This is a genomic window from Tamlana carrageenivorans (genome assembly GCF_002893765.1).
Lineage (GTDB): Bacteria > Bacteroidota > Bacteroidia > Flavobacteriales > Flavobacteriaceae > Pseudotamlana > Pseudotamlana carrageenivorans.
Window position 1 is genome coordinate 1,678,554 of record NZ_CP025938.1, and the last position, 21,921, is coordinate 1,700,474.

Consider the following 21,921-nt stretch of genomic DNA (forward strand, 5'->3'; position numbering starts at 1 on the left):
TTATACTTCTTTTTCGGTGAAATCGATTTGGGAATCGCATATTTCTAAAATGATATGTTTTAGTTCTTTTTCGAAGGCGATTAAAGTATCTTCTGTAATTAAGGCATTTTTTGATCGACTTCCGGCTTCCTTTTTTGAAAATTTTAAAAAGCCTGCACCCATATTTTTAAATGAAATGATACCCGCTTCGATCGGAAATTTCACTAGGCCTTTTTGTTGCATCATATAGGCATAAGCGAGTATTTGAAAACTTTTACTGTATTTTTTATAATCTGTAGTGATGTCCTCCCAATTGGTGATTTCTACTTGATTTTGGTCTACTTTCCCTGTTTTGTAATCAATGATTCTAATTACACCGTTATATGCGTCAACACGATCTACAATTCCGCGTAAGCGTACTGGAAAGTCTAACTCGGGAAGGTTTATAAGGATATCGTTTTGGGCTTCAATAGCAATTATTTTGATTTGATTCCCTGCTTTTAAACTTTTAATTTCTAAATCTAAAAAATTAGAAACGTAACGTTTAGCGATTTCAGAAATAATGAGGTTCTTTCCTTTGGTTATGTCCCCTTCTTTATATTCGGTTTTAAAATGGTGTATAACGCGCTCTTCAATTTTAGATTTTAAGCTTTTAATCATCTCAATGTCGATAAAGCTATTTATTAATGGTTTGTATAGATCTTCTAAGGTGTTGTGCACAACGGTTCCAAGTGTATTTGCAGCAACAGTTTCCTCGACATCGTTATGATCGCGTATTTTGAGTATGTTTTGATAATAGAAATCAATGGGATTTCGTATGTAATTGGTTAAAGAGGATGGCGAAAAACCTCCACTTGCCAATTTAGCGATAGCGCGATTTAGTGCAGCGTTCTTTTTTACGACGGTTAATTTTTGTTCCAATATAGGTACTTGAGGCGCTATAATTTGATGCTTAATATTATGAATGCCTTCTAGTTCTAATTGGGTAATAAATCTGCTCTTCTCACCGCCGGTAAGCGCATCTGCTTCGGTATTATACAGAATAAATACACGTTTAGCACGTTGGAGTAAGCGGTAAAAATGATAGGTATAAACAGCATCTTTTTCTTTATAGGTAGGAAGTTTATTTTCAAGTTTTACATCGTACGGAATAAAGGAATTGTTGCTTTTTCCAGAAGGTAAAACCCCTTCATTTACAGAAGAAATAATAACCGTTTCAAAATCTAATACTCGAGATTCTAACATACCCATAACTTGAAGACCTTGTAAAGGTTCGCCTTGAAAGTCTAAGGATTCAGAGTTCAGTAACTCATTATAGACACTGTATAAGGTTGAAATGTCTTTTATGTGCTCATGTGTATTATTTAATTGTGTTAAGTCGTTAAAAAGCGCGTTAAATCGAAACAGGTATTCTAAGGAGAGTATATCCGATTTGCTGTTTTTATCCAAATGCTCCTTGATGGCAAGAATTAAATTCGAACAATTACTTAAAGCCTGATCGATAGAAATTTGCCAGTTTGTAAAAAGTAAATCAATAACCGATGCGCATGGTGGTGCTAATTGTTTTAAGCGTTTTACCGATAAATAAACCATATTATTGCTATCTATGGTTTCTATGACTAATGAAGCATAATCGATGTCTTCTACAAGAAAAAGAGGACGTATAAATTGATGCGAAATAAGTTTTATGATGTCCTTATAGTAAAATGATTTTGATGGGGTTTTATGAATATTAAAAAGGGCATCAAAAAATGAGGCCAACGGGATGGACTTTAGTGGAAATCCCATGGTAATGTTTAAGTTTTCAATAGTATCAGGAATAGAATTTAATACAGGTATGAGTAAATTTTCATCGCCTAAAATAACAGCTGTATTTTCTAATGTGGCATCTTCTTGGTGTAATTCTTGAAGTATGGTGCCTATATATTTCGCCTGGCCTATGTTTTTTGGAATACCTAATACGGTGATTTCTTTTTGTTTTGAATAGTTATTTGTAATCCATTCAAAGGGTTGGGAATTAAATATATTCCATTTTTTTTTGTGCTGCCTAGTGAATAAGCCGGCATCATGTAAGGGGTTTTCAAAAAATACTTTGTCGATATCCCAATAAATTTCTCCGAGATCATGTTGCAGTATTTCTTGAATAATAATTTCTTCGGCCGAGTTTAAAGCGTTAAAACCAAGAAATATATATTGGTTATCCTCATGATCTTGAATATATGTTTTTATATGCTTTGCCGCTTCTCGATATATCAGACCTTGATAGGCTATGCCTTGTTCAATAAGGTGTTGTGTAAAGTGTTTGTAATAGTCGAATAGTTTGTTCCAGAATGCTAAATAGTTTTTAACAAATTCTGTTTTTGGTTCTTCAAGGGACCAATGTTTTAAATCTTCAATGGCGGCAAGATATTTAAAGATGTGTTCTTGCGGAATGAGATAACGATCTATTTCATTAAAATCTTGTAGGAGGATTTGAGCCCATTTGGAGAATACTTCGAAACTGTCTATCTCATCTCCTTTTGAAATTTGAAGGTAGCTGTTGTAAAACTCAAAAAGTAGTTCGGTGTTAGAAGTGCTTTCTAGTCCTGCAATCGCTTCTACAAATTCTTCAATACTTATTATTTTAGGAGCAAATAAGGTGTGGTCTAGAACCCTTGGAAGTTGATTTTTTAAAAATACACCAGCGCGTTTACTGGGTAATACAAAGGTTACTTCAGTGAAGTTTATTTGTTTCTTTTTTAAATCTTGTAATACATCAAGTATAAATGTTGTCATGTTATAAAAATAAAAAAACGCTTCGGATTCCCGAAGCGTTTTTCTTTATCTATTTTATAACTTTTTAAAAGGGTCTTATTCTTTTACTAAGTTAATTTCAACACGTCTGTTGTTTCTTCTACCAGCACTAGTTTTGTTAGTATCGATAGGTTTAGTTTCTCCATATCCTTTAGCAGATAATCTGAATTCTTCAACACCGTGACCTGTTAAGTATTCTTTTACAGAAAGTGCTCTTGCATCAGATAACTTAAGGTTAGAAGCAGCAGAACCTACACTATCAGTGTGACCTTCAACTGTAAACTTAGCGTGAGGGTACTCTTTTAAGATATCGATAATGTTTTGTAATACTTCTGCAGAGTGAGACTTAATTGTTGCTTTACCAGTATCAAATAAGATCGTTTTAGCGTAAGCATTTAAAGATTTTTGAACAGCTTCAGATAATTCTGGACATCCGTTGTTAGCAACAGTACCAGGAGTATCTGGACATTTATCATCTTTATCTAATACACCGTCACCATCAGTATCTGGCCAAGGACATCCACTGTTTGCAGCTGGACCTGCCTCGTTAGGACATTTATCATCACCATCAGCAACACCGTCACCGTCAGCATCTGGACAACCGTTTAATGCAGCAATACCTGCAACAGTAGGACAAGCATCATCTTTATCAGAGATTCCGTCACCGTCAGTATCAGGACATCCGTTAAACTCAGCTAAACCAGCTTCGTTAGGACAGTCGTCTTTGCTATCTTGGATTCCGTCACCGTCAGTATCAGGACATCCGTCAAATTCTTTTAAACCTGGCTCATGTGGACAAGCGTCATCTTTGTCATATATACCATCACCGTCAGTATCAGCACCACCAAATCTGATAGAAATACCAGCAGTGTGTTGGAAGTGAGAGTATAAGTAATCTTCGAAAGAATGCTTGTAAGCCATTTGAAGTGTTAAACCGATGTTTTCAGTAAACCAAACGTTTGTACCAACAGTTCCGTTTACAGTACCAGCTCCGATTTCATCAACCCAAGTGTAACCACCACCAACACCAATAAATGGATCGATTGTAGTTCCTTGTAAAAAGTTGTATTTAATTGTACCATCAATACCGTAGTAAGATGCATCGCTGTACATACCATCTTCGTCATCTCCAAATTTGGAAATTTTGTTTAAAGAACCAGCAACACCAAAAGTAAGTCCACTACCTACATATTTCGATACAGAAATAGTTGATAAAGAAGGCAATATGTTCCAGTGGTCAGTTGCATTGAAGAATTCATCAAACCATTCACCTCGTGGTTGGTCTTCTCCAACTGGGTAAAAGTCTACTGCGTTTGCTCCAATGGAAATCTGCCATGGATTGTTTTTGTCTTGCGCATTTACGTTGCTACAAACAAGTACAAGCAACATAGCGAACAATAATCTGCTAAGATTTTTCATATTCAAAAGTTTAAATTTTAAGTGTTAATTGTAAACAAAAGTAAGTGGTTAATTCCTATTAACAAAGACAAATATATAAAAATATTGCAGATATTAGTAACGCTAACCTAAGTTTACACGGGCTTAAAGCTTATTTCAGACTGAGTTTAAATAACGTTTAAAGCCTTTCCAACCTTAGAAAAAGCGCTAATTGCCTTATCTAAGTGGGCCTTATTATGTGCTGCTGAGAGTTGTACACGAATTCTTGCTTTTTCTTTTGGAACCACTGGAAAAAAGAATCCAATAACATAAATGCCTTCTTTTAAAAGTGCTTTTGACATGTTTTGAGCTAATTTAGCATCGTAAAGCATTACTGGAACTATGGCAGAATCACCATCGATAATATCAAATCCTGCTTCCTTCATGCCTTTTTTAAAGTAATTGGTATTCCATTCTAGGGTGTCTCTTAGTTCGGTATTGTTAGCAAGCATGTCAAATACTTTTATCGATGCGCCTACAATAGCTGGGGCTAGGGAATTTGAAAATAAATAGGGTCTAGATAGTTGACGAAGCAAATCAATAATTTCTTTTTTGCCTGTGGTATAGCCGCCCATGGCGCCACCTAAAGCTTTTCCTAAAGTTCCGGTTATGATGTCAATGCGGTCTAATACCTTTTTTTCTTCTAAAGTACCACGACCAGTTTCTCCTATAAAACCTGCGGCGTGGCATTCGTCTATCATTACTAAAGCCTCATATTTATCGGCTAAATCACAGATTTTATCTAAGGGCGCTACGAGGCCGTCCATAGAAAATACACCATCTGTAACAATAATTTTAAAACGTGCGCCTTTAGAGTTCGCAGCAATAAGTTGTGCTTCTAAATCGGCCATGTCGTTATTTTGATATCGATATCTCGCGGCTTTACATAACCGTACCCCATCAATAATGGATGCGTGGTTTAAAGAATCTGAAATTATGGCATCTTCAGCACCTAGTAATGGCTCAAATACACCACCGTTAGCATCAAAGGCTGCGGCATATAATATGGTGTCTTCAGTATGGTAAAAATCGGCAATTTTTTGTTCCAGTTCTTTATGAATATCTTGTGTTCCGCAAATAAAGCGTACCGAACTCATACCAAAACCATGAGTGTCCATAGTATCTTTGGCCGCTTGAATAACTTCGGGATGGGATGAGAGGCCTAAATAGTTATTAGCACAAAAGTTTAAAACCGTTTCGCCTGTATTTAATGTTATTTTAGCACCTTGCGCCGAAGTAATAATGCGTTCCTCCTTATAAAGTCCGTTATCTTTAATATCTTGAATTTTCTCAAGAAGATGATTTTTCAGTTTTCCGTACATTTTTTTGAATTTTATGCAAAATTAAACAACTTTTACGGTAATGTCATTATTTGTGTATATAAGAATCTTCTTTTTAACGGTAAATGACATCTCTTCTAAAACATCTTGATATAACTGTAATTGTTGGGCGTGTTCTTTGTCTGCCAGACCCGTTTTATAATCAATAATGGTAGCGTTATTTTCACTATCGATTACCACGCGATCTGGACGGTACACCATGCCTGTTTTTGTAATAATATCGCGTTCATTATATATGGTATTATGGGAGTTGTTGTAGTATTTTATTAACTCCGGATGCTGCACAATTTGTGTAACCAACTTTTTGAGCGTATCGGCTTGTTTGGGATTGATGATGGCGGATTTTAGATACTGATTAAAAACAGGATCGATGTCTTTTTTTGTTTCAATGCCAGCCATGATATCATGAATAAGATTTCCTTTTTCTATGGCTGTTTCCTGGTTCGTATCCCATAAGAGTCCAGATTTGGTTACCACCTTAATGTTGTGTGTTTCTTTAGCGGTTGAAATAAAAGCCTGCTGAAATTCGGTTTCTTGTTGTGCTGTCTTAGCTTTTGATGTTTTATTTGGGGAACCAAAAGCGTATAACTCTTGAGCATCATGCCATAACCCTAAATGCTGTAGGTATAGTATTAAAAGTCCGGAATACTTTTTGGAATTCGCTTCCCCTTTAGCCGATATGTCTTTGGTTGAAATGATATAAAGTTGCTCTACTGCTCGGGTAAGCGCTACGTAAAGTAAATTTATGTTGTCTAAAGCTTGTTCCGATTCATGGCGGTTAAAAATGTTTAAGCCTTCATCGCCAAAAAATTCAAAATCTTTAGTGTAATTCAAAAGGGTATACGATAAGCCTTGGTATTGGTTTTCATCTATTTTAAACCATTCCTTAGGATCGACATCTCGAGCCATATCTAAATCGGCATAAGGGAAAATAACCACTGGAAATTCTAGGCCTTTAGATTTATGAATGGTCATGATCTGTACAGCATCTTGTCCTTTAGGAGAAATAATACTTAGATTGTCTTTCTTCTTATTGAAAAATTCAAGGAAACCAGAAATATCTGATCCTTTCTTCTGAGCAAAATCATGAATGATATCTAAGAAAAATTGAATGTAAGCATTAGAGTTTTTAACAAGTTCGAAGGTTCTAACAATCGTTTCAGCCATGTCGTATAGCGGAAGTTGTAGCAGTTCGGAGCTTGAAATAGTTATATTAAATTCTCTAAAACTCTCAAAGAGTTCCTCTATAGAAAGATGAATGTGGTTGATGAAATAGTCGTGCTTGTTTTCAATTTGAAAATGTTCGGTTAGAAAATGCAAGACCTTGATTTTTATTTCGTTATTTTTTGGCTGAAGCAGTAGCGTTAATAAATGGGTTATGAAACTAACTTCAGGAGCATTGTTTATCAATAAGGTTTCCGATGAAATGATTGGGATGTTATGCTGACTTAAATAATTGGCCACAGCCACACCTTCTTTCTTTTTTCTTACCAGAACACAAATGTCTTTCAGTTGAAAACCGTTTTCCAGACTGTTTTTAATTTTTTCTAAGGTGATTTCTGGAAATATGTCGTTTCTGTCGTCTTCTTTATTGATGTCTAAAAATGAAAGTTCCACATAACCATTTTCATCTTTAGTGATTTGTTGTGACGCGTCATTATATAGATTTTGATAGGCCTCATGATGAAATACCTGATTGGCTAAAAACTGAAACAACCCGTTGTTAAATTGAACGACTTCTTTAAAACTCCTGTAGTTAGCAGGTAGGTTTGCAACATCTTTTTGAATGTGAAACGGATTAACCTCGTTAAACAGTCCTATAAATTGTTCGGCTTTTCCTCCGCGCCAACGATAAATAGCTTGTTTGGCATCACCTACAAGCATAGTACTTCCGCCTTGAGCGGAAAGAGCGTTTTCTAATAAAGGAATGAGATTTTCCCACTGCAATACCGAGGTGTCTTGAAATTCATCAATAAAATAATGTTTAAACTTTTCGCCAATACGCTCATATATAAAAGGTGTAGGTTGTGCTTTAATCTCGGTACTAATAATGGCATTAAATTCGGAGATCAGCATTTTATTTTGCGCTTCTTTTAAAGTGATAAGTTCATTGTTAATCGCATTTAAAACGGATAAAGGCGTGATGTTTTTATAAAAGTTCTTTAAAAATTTAAGATGATAGACTTCTTCTTTAATACTTTTATAAGATTCTTCAATTTCCGGCAAGAGGCTATCAATAGTGTTAGCTAAGTCAGCGTTTAAAGATTTGGTGTATATGCCTTTTCTCTCGCTTATGTTTTCTCCTAGTTTATTGTCGTATAGTCTTAGGAAGTCTAAGTTTAATGCTTTTAAAAAATGATTTGGAAGTGTTTTTCGAGAAAAATTTGAATGTTCTAAACCTTTATCCTTAATGATGTCTAATACATGTTGTGCTTTAGTTTGAATCTTGCTTTCTGAACTTGCGATTTCCTGTTTCAGCTGAACTTTTAAGTTTTTAAAATCTTGTAAACTTTTGTCTTTTAAGGTTTCAATGAAAGGAATGTCATTTTCGTTGGTAAGCAGTTTGGCTATTTTGTTAAAATCATAGGAGAGGTCCCAACTTTTATCATCATCGGCCTTTTCTAAAGCAAAATCAATAAGTGTTTTGGTAAGTTCGGTATCGGTTCCTGCTTTGGTAATTAAACTGTCTACGGCCTCAAAAAGCAAGGACTCTTGGTCGAGTTCCACTTCAAAATTTAAAGGTAATTTTAAATCGTGGGCAAAAGTCCTAATGAGTCTGTGTGTAAACCCATCGATGGTCGAAATATCAAAAGCTGCATAATTATGTATGATGTAGTTTAATAGGTTTTCCGATTTTTTATGTAGCGCTTCCGGAGTCATCTCTAAAACCTCACAAATGTCATTAAACATACTGTCGTTAGCGGTTAATATAGAAGGTTGCGCAAAGTTTTTTAGGGTTTCAATAATGCGATCCTTCATTTCGGCAACCGCTTTATTGGTAAAGGTTATGGCTAAAATGCGCTTAAATTGATCTTTTGAATGCGAACCAAATAGAATTTTTAAGTAGGCTTTAACCAGTGTGTATGTTTTACCGCTTCCAGCCGAAGCATTGTAAATGGTAAAGGGTGCTGTGGATTGCATAAAAGGAAATTTGCATACAAGATAAAAACTATCGATGATTTGATAACAATTAATTATTTTTAATTGCCCGCTTTTATGTGTAAATTTGGACAAATCAAATATTATTAATTAAAAACTAAAATTATGGCTTTCGAATTACCGAAATTAGGATATGCATACGATGCTTTAGAACCACACATTGACGCAAAAACAATGGAGATTCACCACTCTAAGCATCACCAAGGTTACACAAATAACTTAAATGCTGCTATTGAAGGAACTGATTTAGAAGGAAAATCTATAGAAGATATTCTTACGAATTTAGATATGAGTAATGGTGCTGTTAGAAATAATGGTGGTGGTTTTTATAACCACTCTTTATTTTGGGATGTTATTAGCCCAGAAGATAAAGGTCGTTTATCAGGAGATTTAAAAGATGCTATTGAAGCTGCTTACGGATCAAAAGAAGCATTTGTTGAAGCTTTCTCTAAGGCTGCAGCAACACGTTTTGGATCAGGATGGGCATGGTTATGTGTACATAAAGGAGGAAAAGTTGAAATTTGCTCTACTGCAAATCAAGACAATCCATTAATGTCAGGAATTGGATGTGGTGGAACACCTATTTTAGGTCTTGATGTATGGGAGCATGCTTACTACTTAAACTATCAAAACCGTCGTCCAGATTACATTTCTGCATTTTTTAATGTAGTAAACTGGAACGAAGTTGAAAAACGTTACGCAGCAGCGAAATAAGCATAACTTTGTTATAAAAATTTTGAAAACGCCTTGGCTTAAACCGAGGCGTTTTTTTTGTTTTGCTTCAAGTTAAAGGTTTTCTTGTTGAAAGGTTGTTTTAATGAAAATAATTAAATGGTTTAATACTATTTTTTCATTAACAATTTTTCTTTCATAAAAGTGGGAAAAAACTTTGCTTGCTTGTTTTTTTTTTTTTTCATTTGAAGCGAAGATAATTGCATTTGCTATTAATTACTCTCTCATTTTTTTACTTTTTCGGGATTATTTGATGATGAATTGTTGCAAAACAGTTTATTATGAAAGACCTATTTCCTAAAGAAATTTTAAGTAGCTCTACCGAAGTCCATCAGTTTACTCATGGCAAAAAAAGTTAAGTTATTTATAGAATCATCTTAGTATCCCTACTTGTGATTATTTGTTTTAAGTAGACCACAATTATATTGTGAGCAAAATGAATTAGAAAATATTGATTTTAGACAATTTGTAGAATTCAATAAATATATATTAAACTTTTCATTAGTTGGATCCATAAATCCAAATTGGAATAGAAATCATCTCATTATTTCTTCCAATGTTTTTTTGTATTTTTTGTCAAACTTATACTTTGAGGCTCTAACCTTTTGCATTGCATTTTCATGGTCATAACTATAATATTCATATAAGATCCTTTCCTGTTTAACTTGATCCTTTATCATATCACCTAAAATTTTTAATTTCGATTTTGATAATTTTCTGTAAGTTAGATTTAATTTTGCGATGCGTAAATCACTTTCCCTATCAATTCTTCCTTGAAATTGATGTAAGAACATTTTTTCAAATTGGTCAATTGTCATTATGTTAGAGACCTGTGCTTTGAGTTCTTTGTTATACATTTCAGGAGTGCCTGCACTATGAAAATAATAAATAAGATATTTGCTTTGCCAAATTGCTAAATCTTCATAATACTTATTAATCTTCTTTTCACGCTCCTTTATGGCATAAACTAATTTTTTTATATTATCTTCTGGAATCCCAGCTTCTTTACATCGTTTCACAAAAAAGGTTACTCTGGAATCGGACGATAGGTCAATAAGGTTGGTAGATTTTATATTGAATCCAGTGAGAGCTTCCATAATAGTGTTAGATTCTTCAAACATTAAGTTAACTCTAGCAACATGTAATTTTTCATGATCATATGTATAGTAATGCTGGACAATAATTTTATCTTCTGCATATTGATCTGTAATTTTTTTTAATTTTTCTAAATGCCTATCTTCATTAATATTGTAATTTTTTTTAATTGTTTGTAATCGTTTTTCCGAAGTCCGTTTGATGATTGGCTCCAGAGATTGACGGAAGAGATTCTTATAATCTTCTATTGAAAGAAGTTCAGCAATTTTTTTTGAGAAATCTTCGTTTATTGACCTAGTATTATAGGTGTGTTCATGAAAATCTATATCATCATTCGCATATGCCATTGAATTAAGTCTTGTATAATTAAATTCATTCAATTTAAATTCTCTTTCAACAAATAGTTCGATAATTCCACTTATCGTTGCACTTTTTATATCATAGATTTTGCTAGATTCGATGATTTGCCTCTGCCGTATATCATTATTTAGGTAGACTGGACTTTCAGGGTTAAATGACTTAATTTGTTTAAAATACTTCATTTGCCCTTTGGAAATAATATAGTTTAGCTTCGCTTGTTTAACATTAGAATCTATAAAAGGTGTTGTTTTCAATTTATCTTTTTCTTTTTCTATGGAATAAATTTGTTTTTCAAGTTCTTCAATTTGTTTACTAGAAAAATTAAATGGAGCAATTAAAGAATTTAATTCAAGATTTGTATATTCTTGCGAGCTGGTTTGTGAATATATAGTTGTACCTATCGCTAGGGAAAAAGCTACTAAAATAGTTTTTGTCTTCAATTTGTTTTAAGATTTTTGACACATTAATTAAGCGAATAAACTTACAATATTTTTAATTTCAAAATATATTTCTAATTGTTTTTTAAAAAAACATTAAGTCTATGTTTTGCATCTTTCTTTATTTTTTTTGTCTTGATAGAAGGTACCTTTTCTGGTAGTTCTATTATTTCGTTTAATAAGGCAACATATTCTTTTTTCTTTCCCAATTTTTGATAAACTATAGCTAAATCTTGTCGGGGTTCAAACAAAAAAGGTTCATTACCTATATTAAATTTTAATAGTTTCTCTGCTCTATTAAGCTTTCCGTTATGTCCATAGTAAAGCGCTAATATTCTTATGTTATTTGGTTTCTTGTTCTTCATAACTCCTTTTTCCATAATATTCATAGCTTCATTTTTATTATTAAAGTTTTTATGCAATATTATCCCACATGTTAACTCATGATATCCATTGTGAGCCATTATGGCTGTCCAAAATTTCCAGTCATTAGAATTTGTCTCGCTGTATTTTTCCTTATCGCGGTGTTTTTTCTCCCAGTGAAAAGCATAAATTTTCATTGCTCCTAGTGTTAACAAAACAAAAGAACTTGCTACGAACAAATTTTTTAATTTGGCAGATTTTAGTTTTTTGTCGTTCGTGATATCTAAAACTTTATTTTCGTATAAGAACATACATGCTATTAAAGACAATACAAAAAAGGAATTAACTAATAGGGTTGTAAATAAAGCAGCAATAGAAAGATAAATAAATATGAGAATAGCGTATAGCTGGAAGTCATTTTTGTAATCAAAAAATCGAAAAATGCTCCAAAAAATAAGAATCGATAGAGTTAAACCTAGAACGCCAATCTCATAGATCACTTCAATATAATCATTCATTGCATGACTTATATGATCAGCAATTTTAATTTCTGACCAGCCTCTTTTTTGTTTGGTGAAATATATAGATTTTGCACTATTATAACCTTCTTCAAATGTAAAGGAGCCATAACCGAAGATAGGTTTTTTAATTATTTCAGTTAAGGTTATTTTTGCACTAAACAAACGGCCATCAGCAGAATCTTTTTTTAAGTTATATAAAAAGTAACACGTTATACTTACTAAAAAGCCTAACGTGATGAATAGTCCTATACGCAAATGTTTAGATAATAATTTAAACTTGAGAACACTGTTTGTTTTATAAATAAACAGTATTGATACTACAGCAATAAGAGCTAAGTAAGCACTCCTAGATTTGGAAAGAAAGAATAATATCGCTCCCGCTATAAAAGTCAGCCATATCAATACATTAACCAATGTATTCTTTTTAAAAAAGGTACGTAAGATAATTAATGTAACTAGTCCTAAACCTAGGCACAGTGCCAAATGATTAGGTGTAGTGAAAGTTCCTGAAACAGGGAAATGAGTACTTATAGAAGCGTCTATAATATTGAAATATTGAAGAGTTCCAATTGTTAGTTCCACAACAAACCTTAAAATAACAATTAGTATCAATCCGTTTTTTAAAGTATTAGAGTTTTTATATGATAAGCCTCTAAAAATGAAAAATAATAATATAAAACTTAGTCGCCACCAAAATAAAATTTCAAACACTGAAGAGTTTCCAAGTATAGTGTAATGTGTGACAAAATATATGGCTAAACACAACAACAATTTATCTGTTTTAGTTAAAACACCAATGTTTTGTTTGAAGTAAACAAAATTTAAACAACCCCAAGCGCCAACTGTAAATATAAAAAACTCTCTTTCATTAAAGTCTATAAACAAATTTATAACTGGATATAAAATGAACAATGTGAAAAGAAAGGTAAAAGCTACCTTAATTGAAGAGTTAACGCTATCTAATTTTAAATGCATTCTTATATATTTACGACTATAAACATTAATTTATTTCTTTAAAAAAAGCTAAAATATGCAAAAACTTATTTTGATCTGTTGTTTCTTAATAATAATAGGTAGGGTTGGTTTCTCCCAGGGTAACTTACAAAGTATTCAAAATTTTGAAGTGTTAAGTCAAAAAGTATTGAATCATTTTGAATTTGAGCCTAAAAAGAAAATGGCAGCGCAGTTTTTACTTCAAGGAATGCTAAATCAAGGCTCTGTATTGCCCATATGGAAGGATCGAAGCAATAAAATTATTCAATTAAACGAATTTCAGTACGAATCATTTGAAACAGCAGTTGCTGCCTTTAATTCATTCTCCAGTAAAGGTGCAATTAGAAGTTTAGAATATGTTAGAGACATTGAGCAAATCGATGCAAACTTTTTAATAAAAAACATAGAGCATTCATTTACAACTTGGCAGGAGAGTCCGTGGTACAAAAATTATACTTTTGAGAATTTTTGTGAATATGTCCTCCCGTATAGAAATTCTTTAGAGCCATTGGAAAAGGATTTAAAGCAAAAATATTCTAGTTTTTATAAAGGGATATTTTACACTGCATCTAATAGTGCAGACCCTGTAGATGTATGTACTGAGCTAATTAAATCCTTAGCGCATATTCAATTTGTTGATAAAAGAAGATACCCTCAACCGATGCTTAGCGTCGATCAGATTCGTTTCAGAGGGCAGGGTAATTGTACTGATCTTGCAAACATGGTTCTGTTAATTGGGAGATCTATTGGCTTGGGGATAACCTATGATTATACACCATATTATGCAGCCTCATCAAATTCACATTACTGGAATTCAGTTTTGGATAGAGATTGCAATTTCATACCGTTTAATGGAAATAGTGATCTACCCTATATTTATAATGCCACAAGCAAGAGAATGGGTAAGGTCTTAAGACAAACTTTTTCTGCTCAAAAAAACAGTTTACCGGCACTTATTCCAATTGATTATATTCCTACAAACAAATTGAAACTTGCAAATGTTATAGACGTTACTAATGAATATGTTGCGACCTCGTCTATCACGTATGTGTTCCAACAAAATCCAGCTGTTAGAGTTGGTTATATTACAGTATTCAATCAAGGGGAATGGAAACCATTATGGTGGTCCGAATTAGATAAGAATTCTAAAGCTGTTTTTGAGAATATGGGACGTAACATCGTATATCTTCCTGGTTATGTCAAACCTTCAATGGTCTCGGGAAAATCGAATCAAACTTTAGATCTCGAAGAGTACCCTATTTTATTACAAACAAATGGTCTCCCAAGAATCCTTAAGCCAAGTTTAAATAGTCTTTTTAGTGCTAAAATATCAAGATTTAATGAAGAAGATTTTGGTTATAAGGATTTTAATTCTATTGAATTAGAAAATGAAAAATTTTACAACCTGTATTATTGGAATGGTGATTGGAAATTTATCGGACGAAAAAAATGTGAAAATAATGGATTGTATTTTGATAAACTTCCTAGAAATGCACTATTTAGAATAACACCAGATGTTCAGGATGGTTTTGAGAGAATTTTTACAATAGAACCTAATTCAAATAAGATTCTCTGGTATTAAACCGTTTATTTCGACATAATTTTTGTCTGCTTTAAGAAGAATTTTCAAAAAACAACTTGACATTAACTAAACAAATCGGTTTTGATGTATTAGTTATTGTGCTTAAAACCAGGTAGATATAGTTGTTTGACTTCGGTGTTTTGTTTTTCAATTTATTTGATCCTAAAAATTAATGGAAAAAGCTGTTATTTTTGATGTATGAAAAATCTTAATAAATTTACAGTATGAAACATATTTACCTTATTTTTTTTATCCACGTTTCTGGATATTTAGGTGCCCAACAATTTACAGGCTTGTGTAAAATGGATACTTATATCACCTTAGAACATATTTATGGTTCTGAACTTGTACTTCAAGATGTAGAAAATGGACATAATGAATTAATTCGATTAGCAGAAAAAGGATGCGTCGAAGCTATATTTCAATTAGGTTATTTATACTACGTAAGTGATTACAATTATAGGCTTTCGGAAAAAGAAAACTTGAAAAATATATATAAAATATTCAATAACAATAATTTGGCCTTTAAGTATTTGAATGAGGCTGTTGAATTAGGGCATGTGCCTGCTATGTCATACTTAGGGGATTTGTATAGAAAAGGAGTTGCTTGCGATTTAAATTACGAAAGGGCCTTAGAATTATATGAAGAGGCTTACGTCTTAGGTGATCAAAAATCAGCTTACAACATAGGGTACTGTTATTTTAAAGGGTTAGGAAATATCCAACAAAGCTATGAGGAGGCTATTAAATGGTTTGAAAGAACAGATTATCCCATGGCCAAACATTGGTTGGCTATCTGTTATTATTTTGGACATGGTGTAAGTATCGATAAACAAAAAACATTAGAAATTCTGTCATCCAACAAAGGTAATCTTAACAGTCCAACATTATTAGAACATTTAGAGGAATTAATGGCTGATGAATCAGATGGATTGCTAACTCCAACAAATGTCGTGCATGAAGAAGAAAAAATGGACTCTGTAGAAGAGATACTTAATGCGGATGAATATAGTTTGGAGCATGAAGTAAAAATTACTGATTTGTCGCTTGATAATCTAGAAGGTGAGTGGGTTGGACAATTTCTAGATTTAGACTACGCTGGCGGCAAAATCATGAGAAGTTTTTCTGCGAATTTTACCATTAGTAAACAAAATGGTTCAGGAAGATTAATTTATGAAGCTTCAATTGATACGATAATAAATAAGGGGAAAGTAGAGATTTTTGATAATAGCCTTTATTTTGAAGATTTTAAACTAGTGTTACCTCGACTTTATAAGGACCATCCGAAAATCCCAAACTATGAATATGAAATATTATCGGCTGATTTGGAATTGAAATCAATTGATAACATGAGCTATTTGACTGCGTTGGTTGAAACAAAAAATATTACAACTGATGAGCCTGGATCCCCGAAATTATTAGTGCTGACTAGTGATAAAATATTCACAGAAAATGGGGAAGAAATATCTGAGGATATTTTGGAACAACTTTTAAAAGATCAAGATAAAAACTTTATTTCTTTATACCCTAATCCATTTGAAAATGACCTTCTAATACATTATGAGCTAGAAACTGAAGTAGTAACAACTATACAAATTTATAGTTTGGACCTTAGCTTTAGTGAAACAGTGATTGATAACGAGTATCAAGGCAAGGGAAAAAAAGTATACCATTATGATGGCAGTGCACTAAAGAAGGGGTACTATGCCGTAAGAGTAATTACCAACGGAAAGGAACACACTAAGATAATTGCAAAGATTTAATCAATTTAAGACTAATTTCATGTATATAAATAAATTATTTAAAAAGTTATCCTTATTGCTGGTATGCATTCTTGTTTTTCAATTTGGATTTGCACACGATGAGTACTCCGAAGGTTGGGCTAATCAGCACGGAATTGAATGGCATAGCTTCGATAATGTCCAACAATATGATACATTTGCGGCAGCAAATGGGAGACCAACGAGTCACCAGTTACATGACATGGCTGTTAGTGTAGGGTTCTTCGAACAACATCATTCAGGTAATGTTGGAGACGATAGTATATTTGGTTCTGCAGCAGCATATAATACACTAGCCGCTCAGAATGGGTGGTCACCAATAAATTATCAGCTTCATTATCCTGACGGAAGTGTAGTGGAGGTGAATTCAAAAAGTAGCGTTTTCCCTCATGAATCGGTCACTATAAATCCAAATGGCGTACCCGTTTCAATAGATTTAACAGAAAGAATAAATGGCGGTCGTGGAATAGTTTTAATTAATCCTGTTAATGTTATTGAGGTTAATGGAAAATTTCAAACAACCGAAGTGTCGGATAGTGGCATCGTTATAACGTTTAGTGAAGGAGAAGTTGCAGGGAACGGTTTAATAAGGTTTAATTCTATCACTTATATTAATAATAGTGATAGCCAAGAAACCTTTAATGGTGTGAATTTTAATAGAACAGATGAAGGTATTGATATAATTAATATTCCAGAAGTAAATCCTGTGAGTCATATAAGCGCAGGAAATACAGAATTTATTGTAACTGGTCCTATCGAATCTTTTCCTCAAGACCCTTATAGGTATTATCGTTTAGAGTATTTGTTTGTAAGAGATAATACCCGTTTTGAAGGTTACCGACTTAAAGAAGTTGTTATAGATCAAGATATTTTTGATACTGCCGAAATAGGTGAAATTTATGCTAAGAGTAATGAAATAGCCGATTTATTAAATCTTAATGATGGAACTACTATAAACAACTCTAGAAAAGCTATTTTAAGGGGTGACGCTGGATTTACTCGGACTCTTTATGATCTTATAAAGTTTGATTTACCGCTTTCTACCGCGGATATTAACACATATATTCTATTGCTTGACGAAATGTTAGCTAGGGAAGTAAGTGGAAATTCTACTCATATAATATTGGATATTCTTGGTGAAAGTGACGATGATGAAAAAAGGGCGTTTTTGGAGAGCCATCCAGATTTCAGGCAAGACATCTTTAATCAGATAATGAGGCAAATTCCATTTACAGATGCTGAAAAATCTATTTACATAACTGCCATTGAAAGTGAAATGGAACGTATTGAACAATCGGAATGTGAGACAGACACTTCTACGAGCTGTAGCTCTCTTATTTCCGATATGATGAGTTTAAGAAACCAGAAACCTCCTTTAATGGCAAGTATCCAAACACATATTGATTATAAGAATAATTTTGCCGTACTTGTAAAACAATTGGGAGGTGAAACCAATGCTTTGGTTGCAGAAGTTTATTTTGATGCAGCAGGAAATGCAAAACTTAATTATGAAAGTCATTCTGCTATTGCCGATAACATTGTAAGTACTATTGATCAAAGTGCCAGCGCAGATTTTAATATAGCGAATGTTACCGATCAAGAAGGGTTAAGGATTATTACAGAGGATACTATTGAAACGAAGGTTATTACCGAAGTGCCAGAAGTAGAGGATATTGCTAGTCAAGGAATGACATATGGGGACTATTTGACTATTGCAGAACCATTTCTCATTGAGATACTAATTGGTTTTCTTCCCTTTAGCGATGTTATAGAATTAGTCCGTAGTCTGAGCGGTGACGAGGTAGACAAATTAGGATTAAGTTTTGCCATTGCTGGAATAATTACCTCCGCTGTAGGTGGAAGTGCCATAAAAGGCACCCTAAAAAGCGTTAAAGTTATCCGTAAGATAACGAAAGTTATAGACGCTCTTGGTACAGCAGGAAAAGCGGCTGCCAAAGCAGCTAGTAATGGTTTTGAGACCACTTTGGATCATGCGGGACGGCTTATACTTAAGAAGGGGGATTATGTTATTGCTAGCGGGGATGGAGTTGTTAAGGATTATTTGGTAGATTTAAGTAGAACGGTGGCAGATGCCGTTAACAATAAACTTTCCAATTTTCTTTCTAGCGGTGTTAAGACTAATTTAGATGATGCTATTGAGAGAGGAGACTTTTTACCAGAGATTGTAGAGGACTCGGTTGAGGAGATTGCAGTAGCAACAGCTAAAAAAGGTAGTCCACTGTCTTGGGATGAAGTTAAAGCTTTATTTAAACGTGGAAATGATTTTAACAAAAAGGCTGCCACAAAATATCGTTATAATGAAATACATTTAGGTAATGGTAAGCGTCTAGATAGTTATATACCAGGAAAAGAAATAGTCTCTCGTAAAGCGACTGACTTAAAAAATATTAAGGCTTCCACTTTTGAGAATTATCTTAAAGAGCTAACGACAAAATATAAAAAAGGTATAACTATTAGGTCAAATAAATATAAGTCTGGTTCAGGTGCTATCGATGGACAAACTTTGTCAGGAGATTATTTCTTAGAAATTCCTGCTTCCAACAAAGCGTTCTATGAAGCAAGTACAACATTCAAAAACTTGGCAAATCAATATGGAGTCAAAATAAAATATTTAGTAGAATAATATGAATACAAAACCTGTATTTGAAAAGATTGATTTTGTAAATTTCTTAGAAATTCCTGCTTCCAACAAAGCGTTCTATGAAGCAAGTACAACATTCAAAAACTTGGCAAATCAATATGGAGTCAAAATAAAATATTTAGTAGAATAATATGAATACAAAACCTGTATTTGAAAAGATTGATTTTGTAAATTTCTTAGAAATTCCTGCTTCCAACAAAGCGTTCTATGAAGCAAGTACAACATTCAAAAACTTGGCAAATCAATATGGAGTCAAAATAAAATATTTAGTAGAATAATATGAATACAAAACCTGTATTTGAAAAGATTGATTTTGTAAATAAATACGAGTCAATTTGTAAAAATCATAACGATTATGAGAATAGCATGAGTGGTAATAATCATGAGCTATATTCTAATCTGATAAAAAAACTTGGTTATAAAGCTAAGTACTATAAAGGGGAAACTTTTTATAGAATAGAAGAAAAAATCGATGATACTACGTATGGTTTTCAACTTACATTAAAAAATGGTTTAGTTGAAACAATGATAGATACAAAATATGACAAGAATTGGTGTACGCCTGATGGTCGATTAGATTTTTTATGTGAAGATTTAGATTCTAATTTTGATAGGGATACTTATAATTTACCAAAGTATACATCAGAAGAAGAATTGGAAATAATACTCAAGGAAATTTTTAGCTTATATGAAGACTATAAATTAGCCTTGAAAGAGCATTTGGCAAAAGTATAATCTTAAAACTAGAAATAATTATAGTGTAAAAGCAGAGGTTTTTAATAATAGCCTATATTTTGAAGATTTCAAACTAGTGTTACCCCGACTTTATAAGGATCATTCAAAAATCCCAAACAATGAATATGAAATATTATCGGCTGATTTGGAATTGAAATCAATTGATAACACGAGCTATTTGACTGCGATGGTTGAGACAAAAAATATTACAACTGATGAGCCTGGATCTCCGAAATTATTGGTGCTGACTAGGCGCATTCAGAATTTAGCGTAATTGAGTCATAATCATATATTAAAAACAGTAATTTTAAACAAGTTTTAGAAAATTAAGCAGTTCTAATATGGGTGAGCTTACACATCGAAATTGATAAAACAATTTTTAGAAAAGGACTTTTATCATAAACATATGAACTTGTACGATAGTCATAAAAGCAAATGGAATATTTATTGTGGTTACTGGAGTTTTGAAGCTGCAGCAGTTGTGAAAATTATGAATTTAGATGATAGTAGTTTTATCGACAATCAGTATTATCCAAAAGATTTAGTACATAAACTAAAAGAAGCGCCTAAAAGGAAAGGTTTGCTTGGTAGATTTGGGTTTTAAAGCTCGCCATAATAAATAGCCCCTCCACTGTGTATTGTATGTCAATCAAACAGCAGTGCAAGTGCTAGTTTGTAACTAGTACCTAGCATGAGAAAGCATTACATTAAGCTATAAAAGGTTTTTTAAGTAAGTTTGCCAATACTAAGCACGGTTTAGAGATAGCTGTAAGGAGCTCATGAATTTAATTTATGAATTAAGGTATGAGATGGCTTACAATAAAGCGACAGAGAGTGGAAATAAAGATGCTGAGCTAAAAGAAATATGGGAATCTTTAAACAGTTTTGTTTAAAAAATATTTTTAAATTATGAATATAAAGCCGAAGTTTAACCGTTTCGGTTTTTTATAGAAAAGCATAAAAAACAACAATGAAAACCACTTTACAACTAGTATTGCTCCTACTAGGGTTAAGTTCCTTTGCACAGGAAAGGACCTTGGTCACCGACAAGAAAAACTACGAGCTTGGTGAGGTGATCAACATAAAGTTCTCATGGCACCATGATGTGGTCTATGACTCCATCCAGCAGGTAGATCTCAGTGATTTTAAGATCAAGAACAAAACGGAAAGCATCACCTACAGTAGCGGCAAAATGACCAAGGCCTCAAGTTGTAGGATGGAGGCCTATGACAGCGGCACCTATGTTATTGAATCGCCAGTGTATTATTTTAAGGGAAAAGCATTTAGAGCTGCACCGGTAAAGATTCAGGTCACTGCGCCACAGGAGTATGAGAGCATTAAAAAAGAGTTCAAAAAATACACAGACCATATCGCAGCTAAAGATTTTGAAGCTTCGATGGAGTATCTGCTACCGGAGTTTTTTGATATTTTCCCCCGCTCACATGTGGTCAAGATCATGGAAGAATCGTTTGATGCGCCAGAAGCAGAAATTGATTTTAAAAAGTTCCGTATCCTCAACATTGACGAGCCCCGTAAGGTCAAGGGGAAATATTATGCGTCGATGCGCTATATGACCGTAATGACTATGAAGCCGACAGTCGTTGCGGAGATTGAACCGGGAAGTGACGAAATGAAGTTGGCTGAAAACCTGATTACATTGGCTCTCGAAAAGACTTTTGGCTCCAAGAACGTCAAATACATTAAAAAGAGGGGCTTCTACGAAATAAAAAGCGTTACCGATGCATATGCAGTATCCAAAAAAGGCAAGAGTGATTGGAAATTTTTGGTCTTGGAAAGGGAGTATAAGTTAGTGTTGGAAAAATTGATTCCGAAAGAAATGTTTTCAAAAATATAAGCTGTTCCGTAGCTCATAATAGTTTTGAGACCACTTTGGATCATGCTGGGCGACTAATTTTAAAATTTTAACAAGAATTGGTATAATACAAATTTCA

Annotated in this window: 13 protein-coding genes; 7 read left to right on the plus strand and 6 right to left on the minus strand. The window is 33.2% G+C overall.

Going from position 1 to position 21,921, the window contains the following annotated elements:
• The 4 genes from C1A40_RS07555 to C1A40_RS07570 all read right to left on the minus strand — a co-directional run bounded on the left by C1A40_RS07555 (position 1) and on the right by C1A40_RS07570 (position 8,690).
• Positions 1 to 2,754, minus strand: a complete 2,754-nt coding sequence (locus tag C1A40_RS07555; protein ID WP_102995380.1) for a PD-(D/E)XK nuclease family protein — start codon at positions 2,752 to 2,754, stop codon at positions 1 to 3.
• Between the two features lie 75 nt (positions 2,755 to 2,829).
• On the minus strand, positions 2,830 to 4,191 hold the full coding sequence (locus C1A40_RS07560) for an OmpA family protein (protein ID WP_102995381.1): 1,362 nt from the start codon (positions 4,189 to 4,191) through the stop codon (positions 2,830 to 2,832).
• 146 nt (positions 4,192 to 4,337) lie between these two features.
• Positions 4,338 to 5,531 (minus strand): glycine C-acetyltransferase, encoded by a 1,194-nt coding sequence (kbl, locus tag C1A40_RS07565; protein WP_102995382.1) that lies wholly within the window; start codon positions 5,529 to 5,531, stop codon positions 4,338 to 4,340.
• A gap of 21 nt (positions 5,532 to 5,552) precedes the next feature.
• A complete protein-coding gene (locus C1A40_RS07570; protein WP_102995383.1) occupies positions 5,553 to 8,690 on the minus strand; it encodes a UvrD-helicase domain-containing protein in 3,138 nt (1,045 codons plus the stop codon).
• Between the two features lie 123 nt (positions 8,691 to 8,813).
• Between C1A40_RS07570 and C1A40_RS07575 the strand changes: the two genes are divergently transcribed.
• Entirely contained in the window at positions 8,814 to 9,422 is a 609-nt protein-coding gene (locus tag C1A40_RS07575) for a superoxide dismutase (RefSeq protein ID WP_102995384.1), read from the plus strand.
• Between the two features lie 554 nt (positions 9,423 to 9,976).
• On the opposite strand, the gene C1A40_RS07580 is transcribed toward C1A40_RS07575, so the two are convergent.
• Positions 9,977 to 11,335, minus strand: coding sequence for a hypothetical protein (locus C1A40_RS07580; protein ID WP_102995385.1), 1,359 nt, complete (start codon positions 11,333 to 11,335; stop codon positions 9,977 to 9,979).
• Positions 11,336 to 11,406: 71 nt separating this feature from the next.
• A complete protein-coding gene (locus C1A40_RS07585; protein ID WP_102995386.1) occupies positions 11,407 to 13,191 on the minus strand; it encodes an O-antigen ligase family protein in 1,785 nt (594 codons plus the stop codon).
• A 55-nt stretch (positions 13,192 to 13,246) separates the two neighbouring features.
• On the opposite strand from C1A40_RS07585, the gene C1A40_RS07590 reads away from it, so the two are divergent.
• The 6 genes from C1A40_RS07590 to C1A40_RS07615 all read left to right on the plus strand — a co-directional run bounded on the left by C1A40_RS07590 (position 13,247) and on the right by C1A40_RS07615 (position 21,824).
• Entirely contained in the window at positions 13,247 to 14,791 is a 1,545-nt protein-coding gene (locus tag C1A40_RS07590) for a transglutaminase domain-containing protein (RefSeq protein WP_102995387.1), read from the plus strand.
• Positions 14,792 to 15,015: 224 nt separating this feature from the next.
• Positions 15,016 to 16,554, plus strand: a complete 1,539-nt coding sequence (locus C1A40_RS07595; protein WP_102995388.1) for an SEL1-like repeat protein — start codon at positions 15,016 to 15,018, stop codon at positions 16,552 to 16,554.
• A 19-nt stretch (positions 16,555 to 16,573) separates the two neighbouring features.
• The gene (locus C1A40_RS07600; protein ID WP_102995389.1) at positions 16,574 to 19,216 is read left to right on the plus strand and encodes a hypothetical protein; all 2,643 of its coding nucleotides are present in this window, start codon (positions 16,574 to 16,576) and stop codon (positions 19,214 to 19,216) included.
• A 297-nt stretch (positions 19,217 to 19,513) separates the two neighbouring features.
• A complete protein-coding gene (locus C1A40_RS07605; RefSeq protein WP_102995390.1) occupies positions 19,514 to 19,969 on the plus strand; it encodes a hypothetical protein in 456 nt (151 codons plus the stop codon).
• A gap of 364 nt (positions 19,970 to 20,333) precedes the next feature.
• Entirely contained in the window at positions 20,334 to 20,573 is a 240-nt protein-coding gene (locus C1A40_RS07610) for a PoNe immunity protein domain-containing protein (RefSeq protein WP_102995391.1), read from the plus strand.
• A 366-nt stretch (positions 20,574 to 20,939) separates the two neighbouring features.
• Positions 20,940 to 21,824: a hypothetical protein gene (locus tag C1A40_RS07615; protein ID WP_102995392.1), complete on the plus strand. Its 885-nt coding sequence runs from the start codon at positions 20,940 to 20,942 to the stop codon at positions 21,822 to 21,824.
• The last annotated feature ends 97 nt before the right edge of the window (positions 21,825 to 21,921 follow it).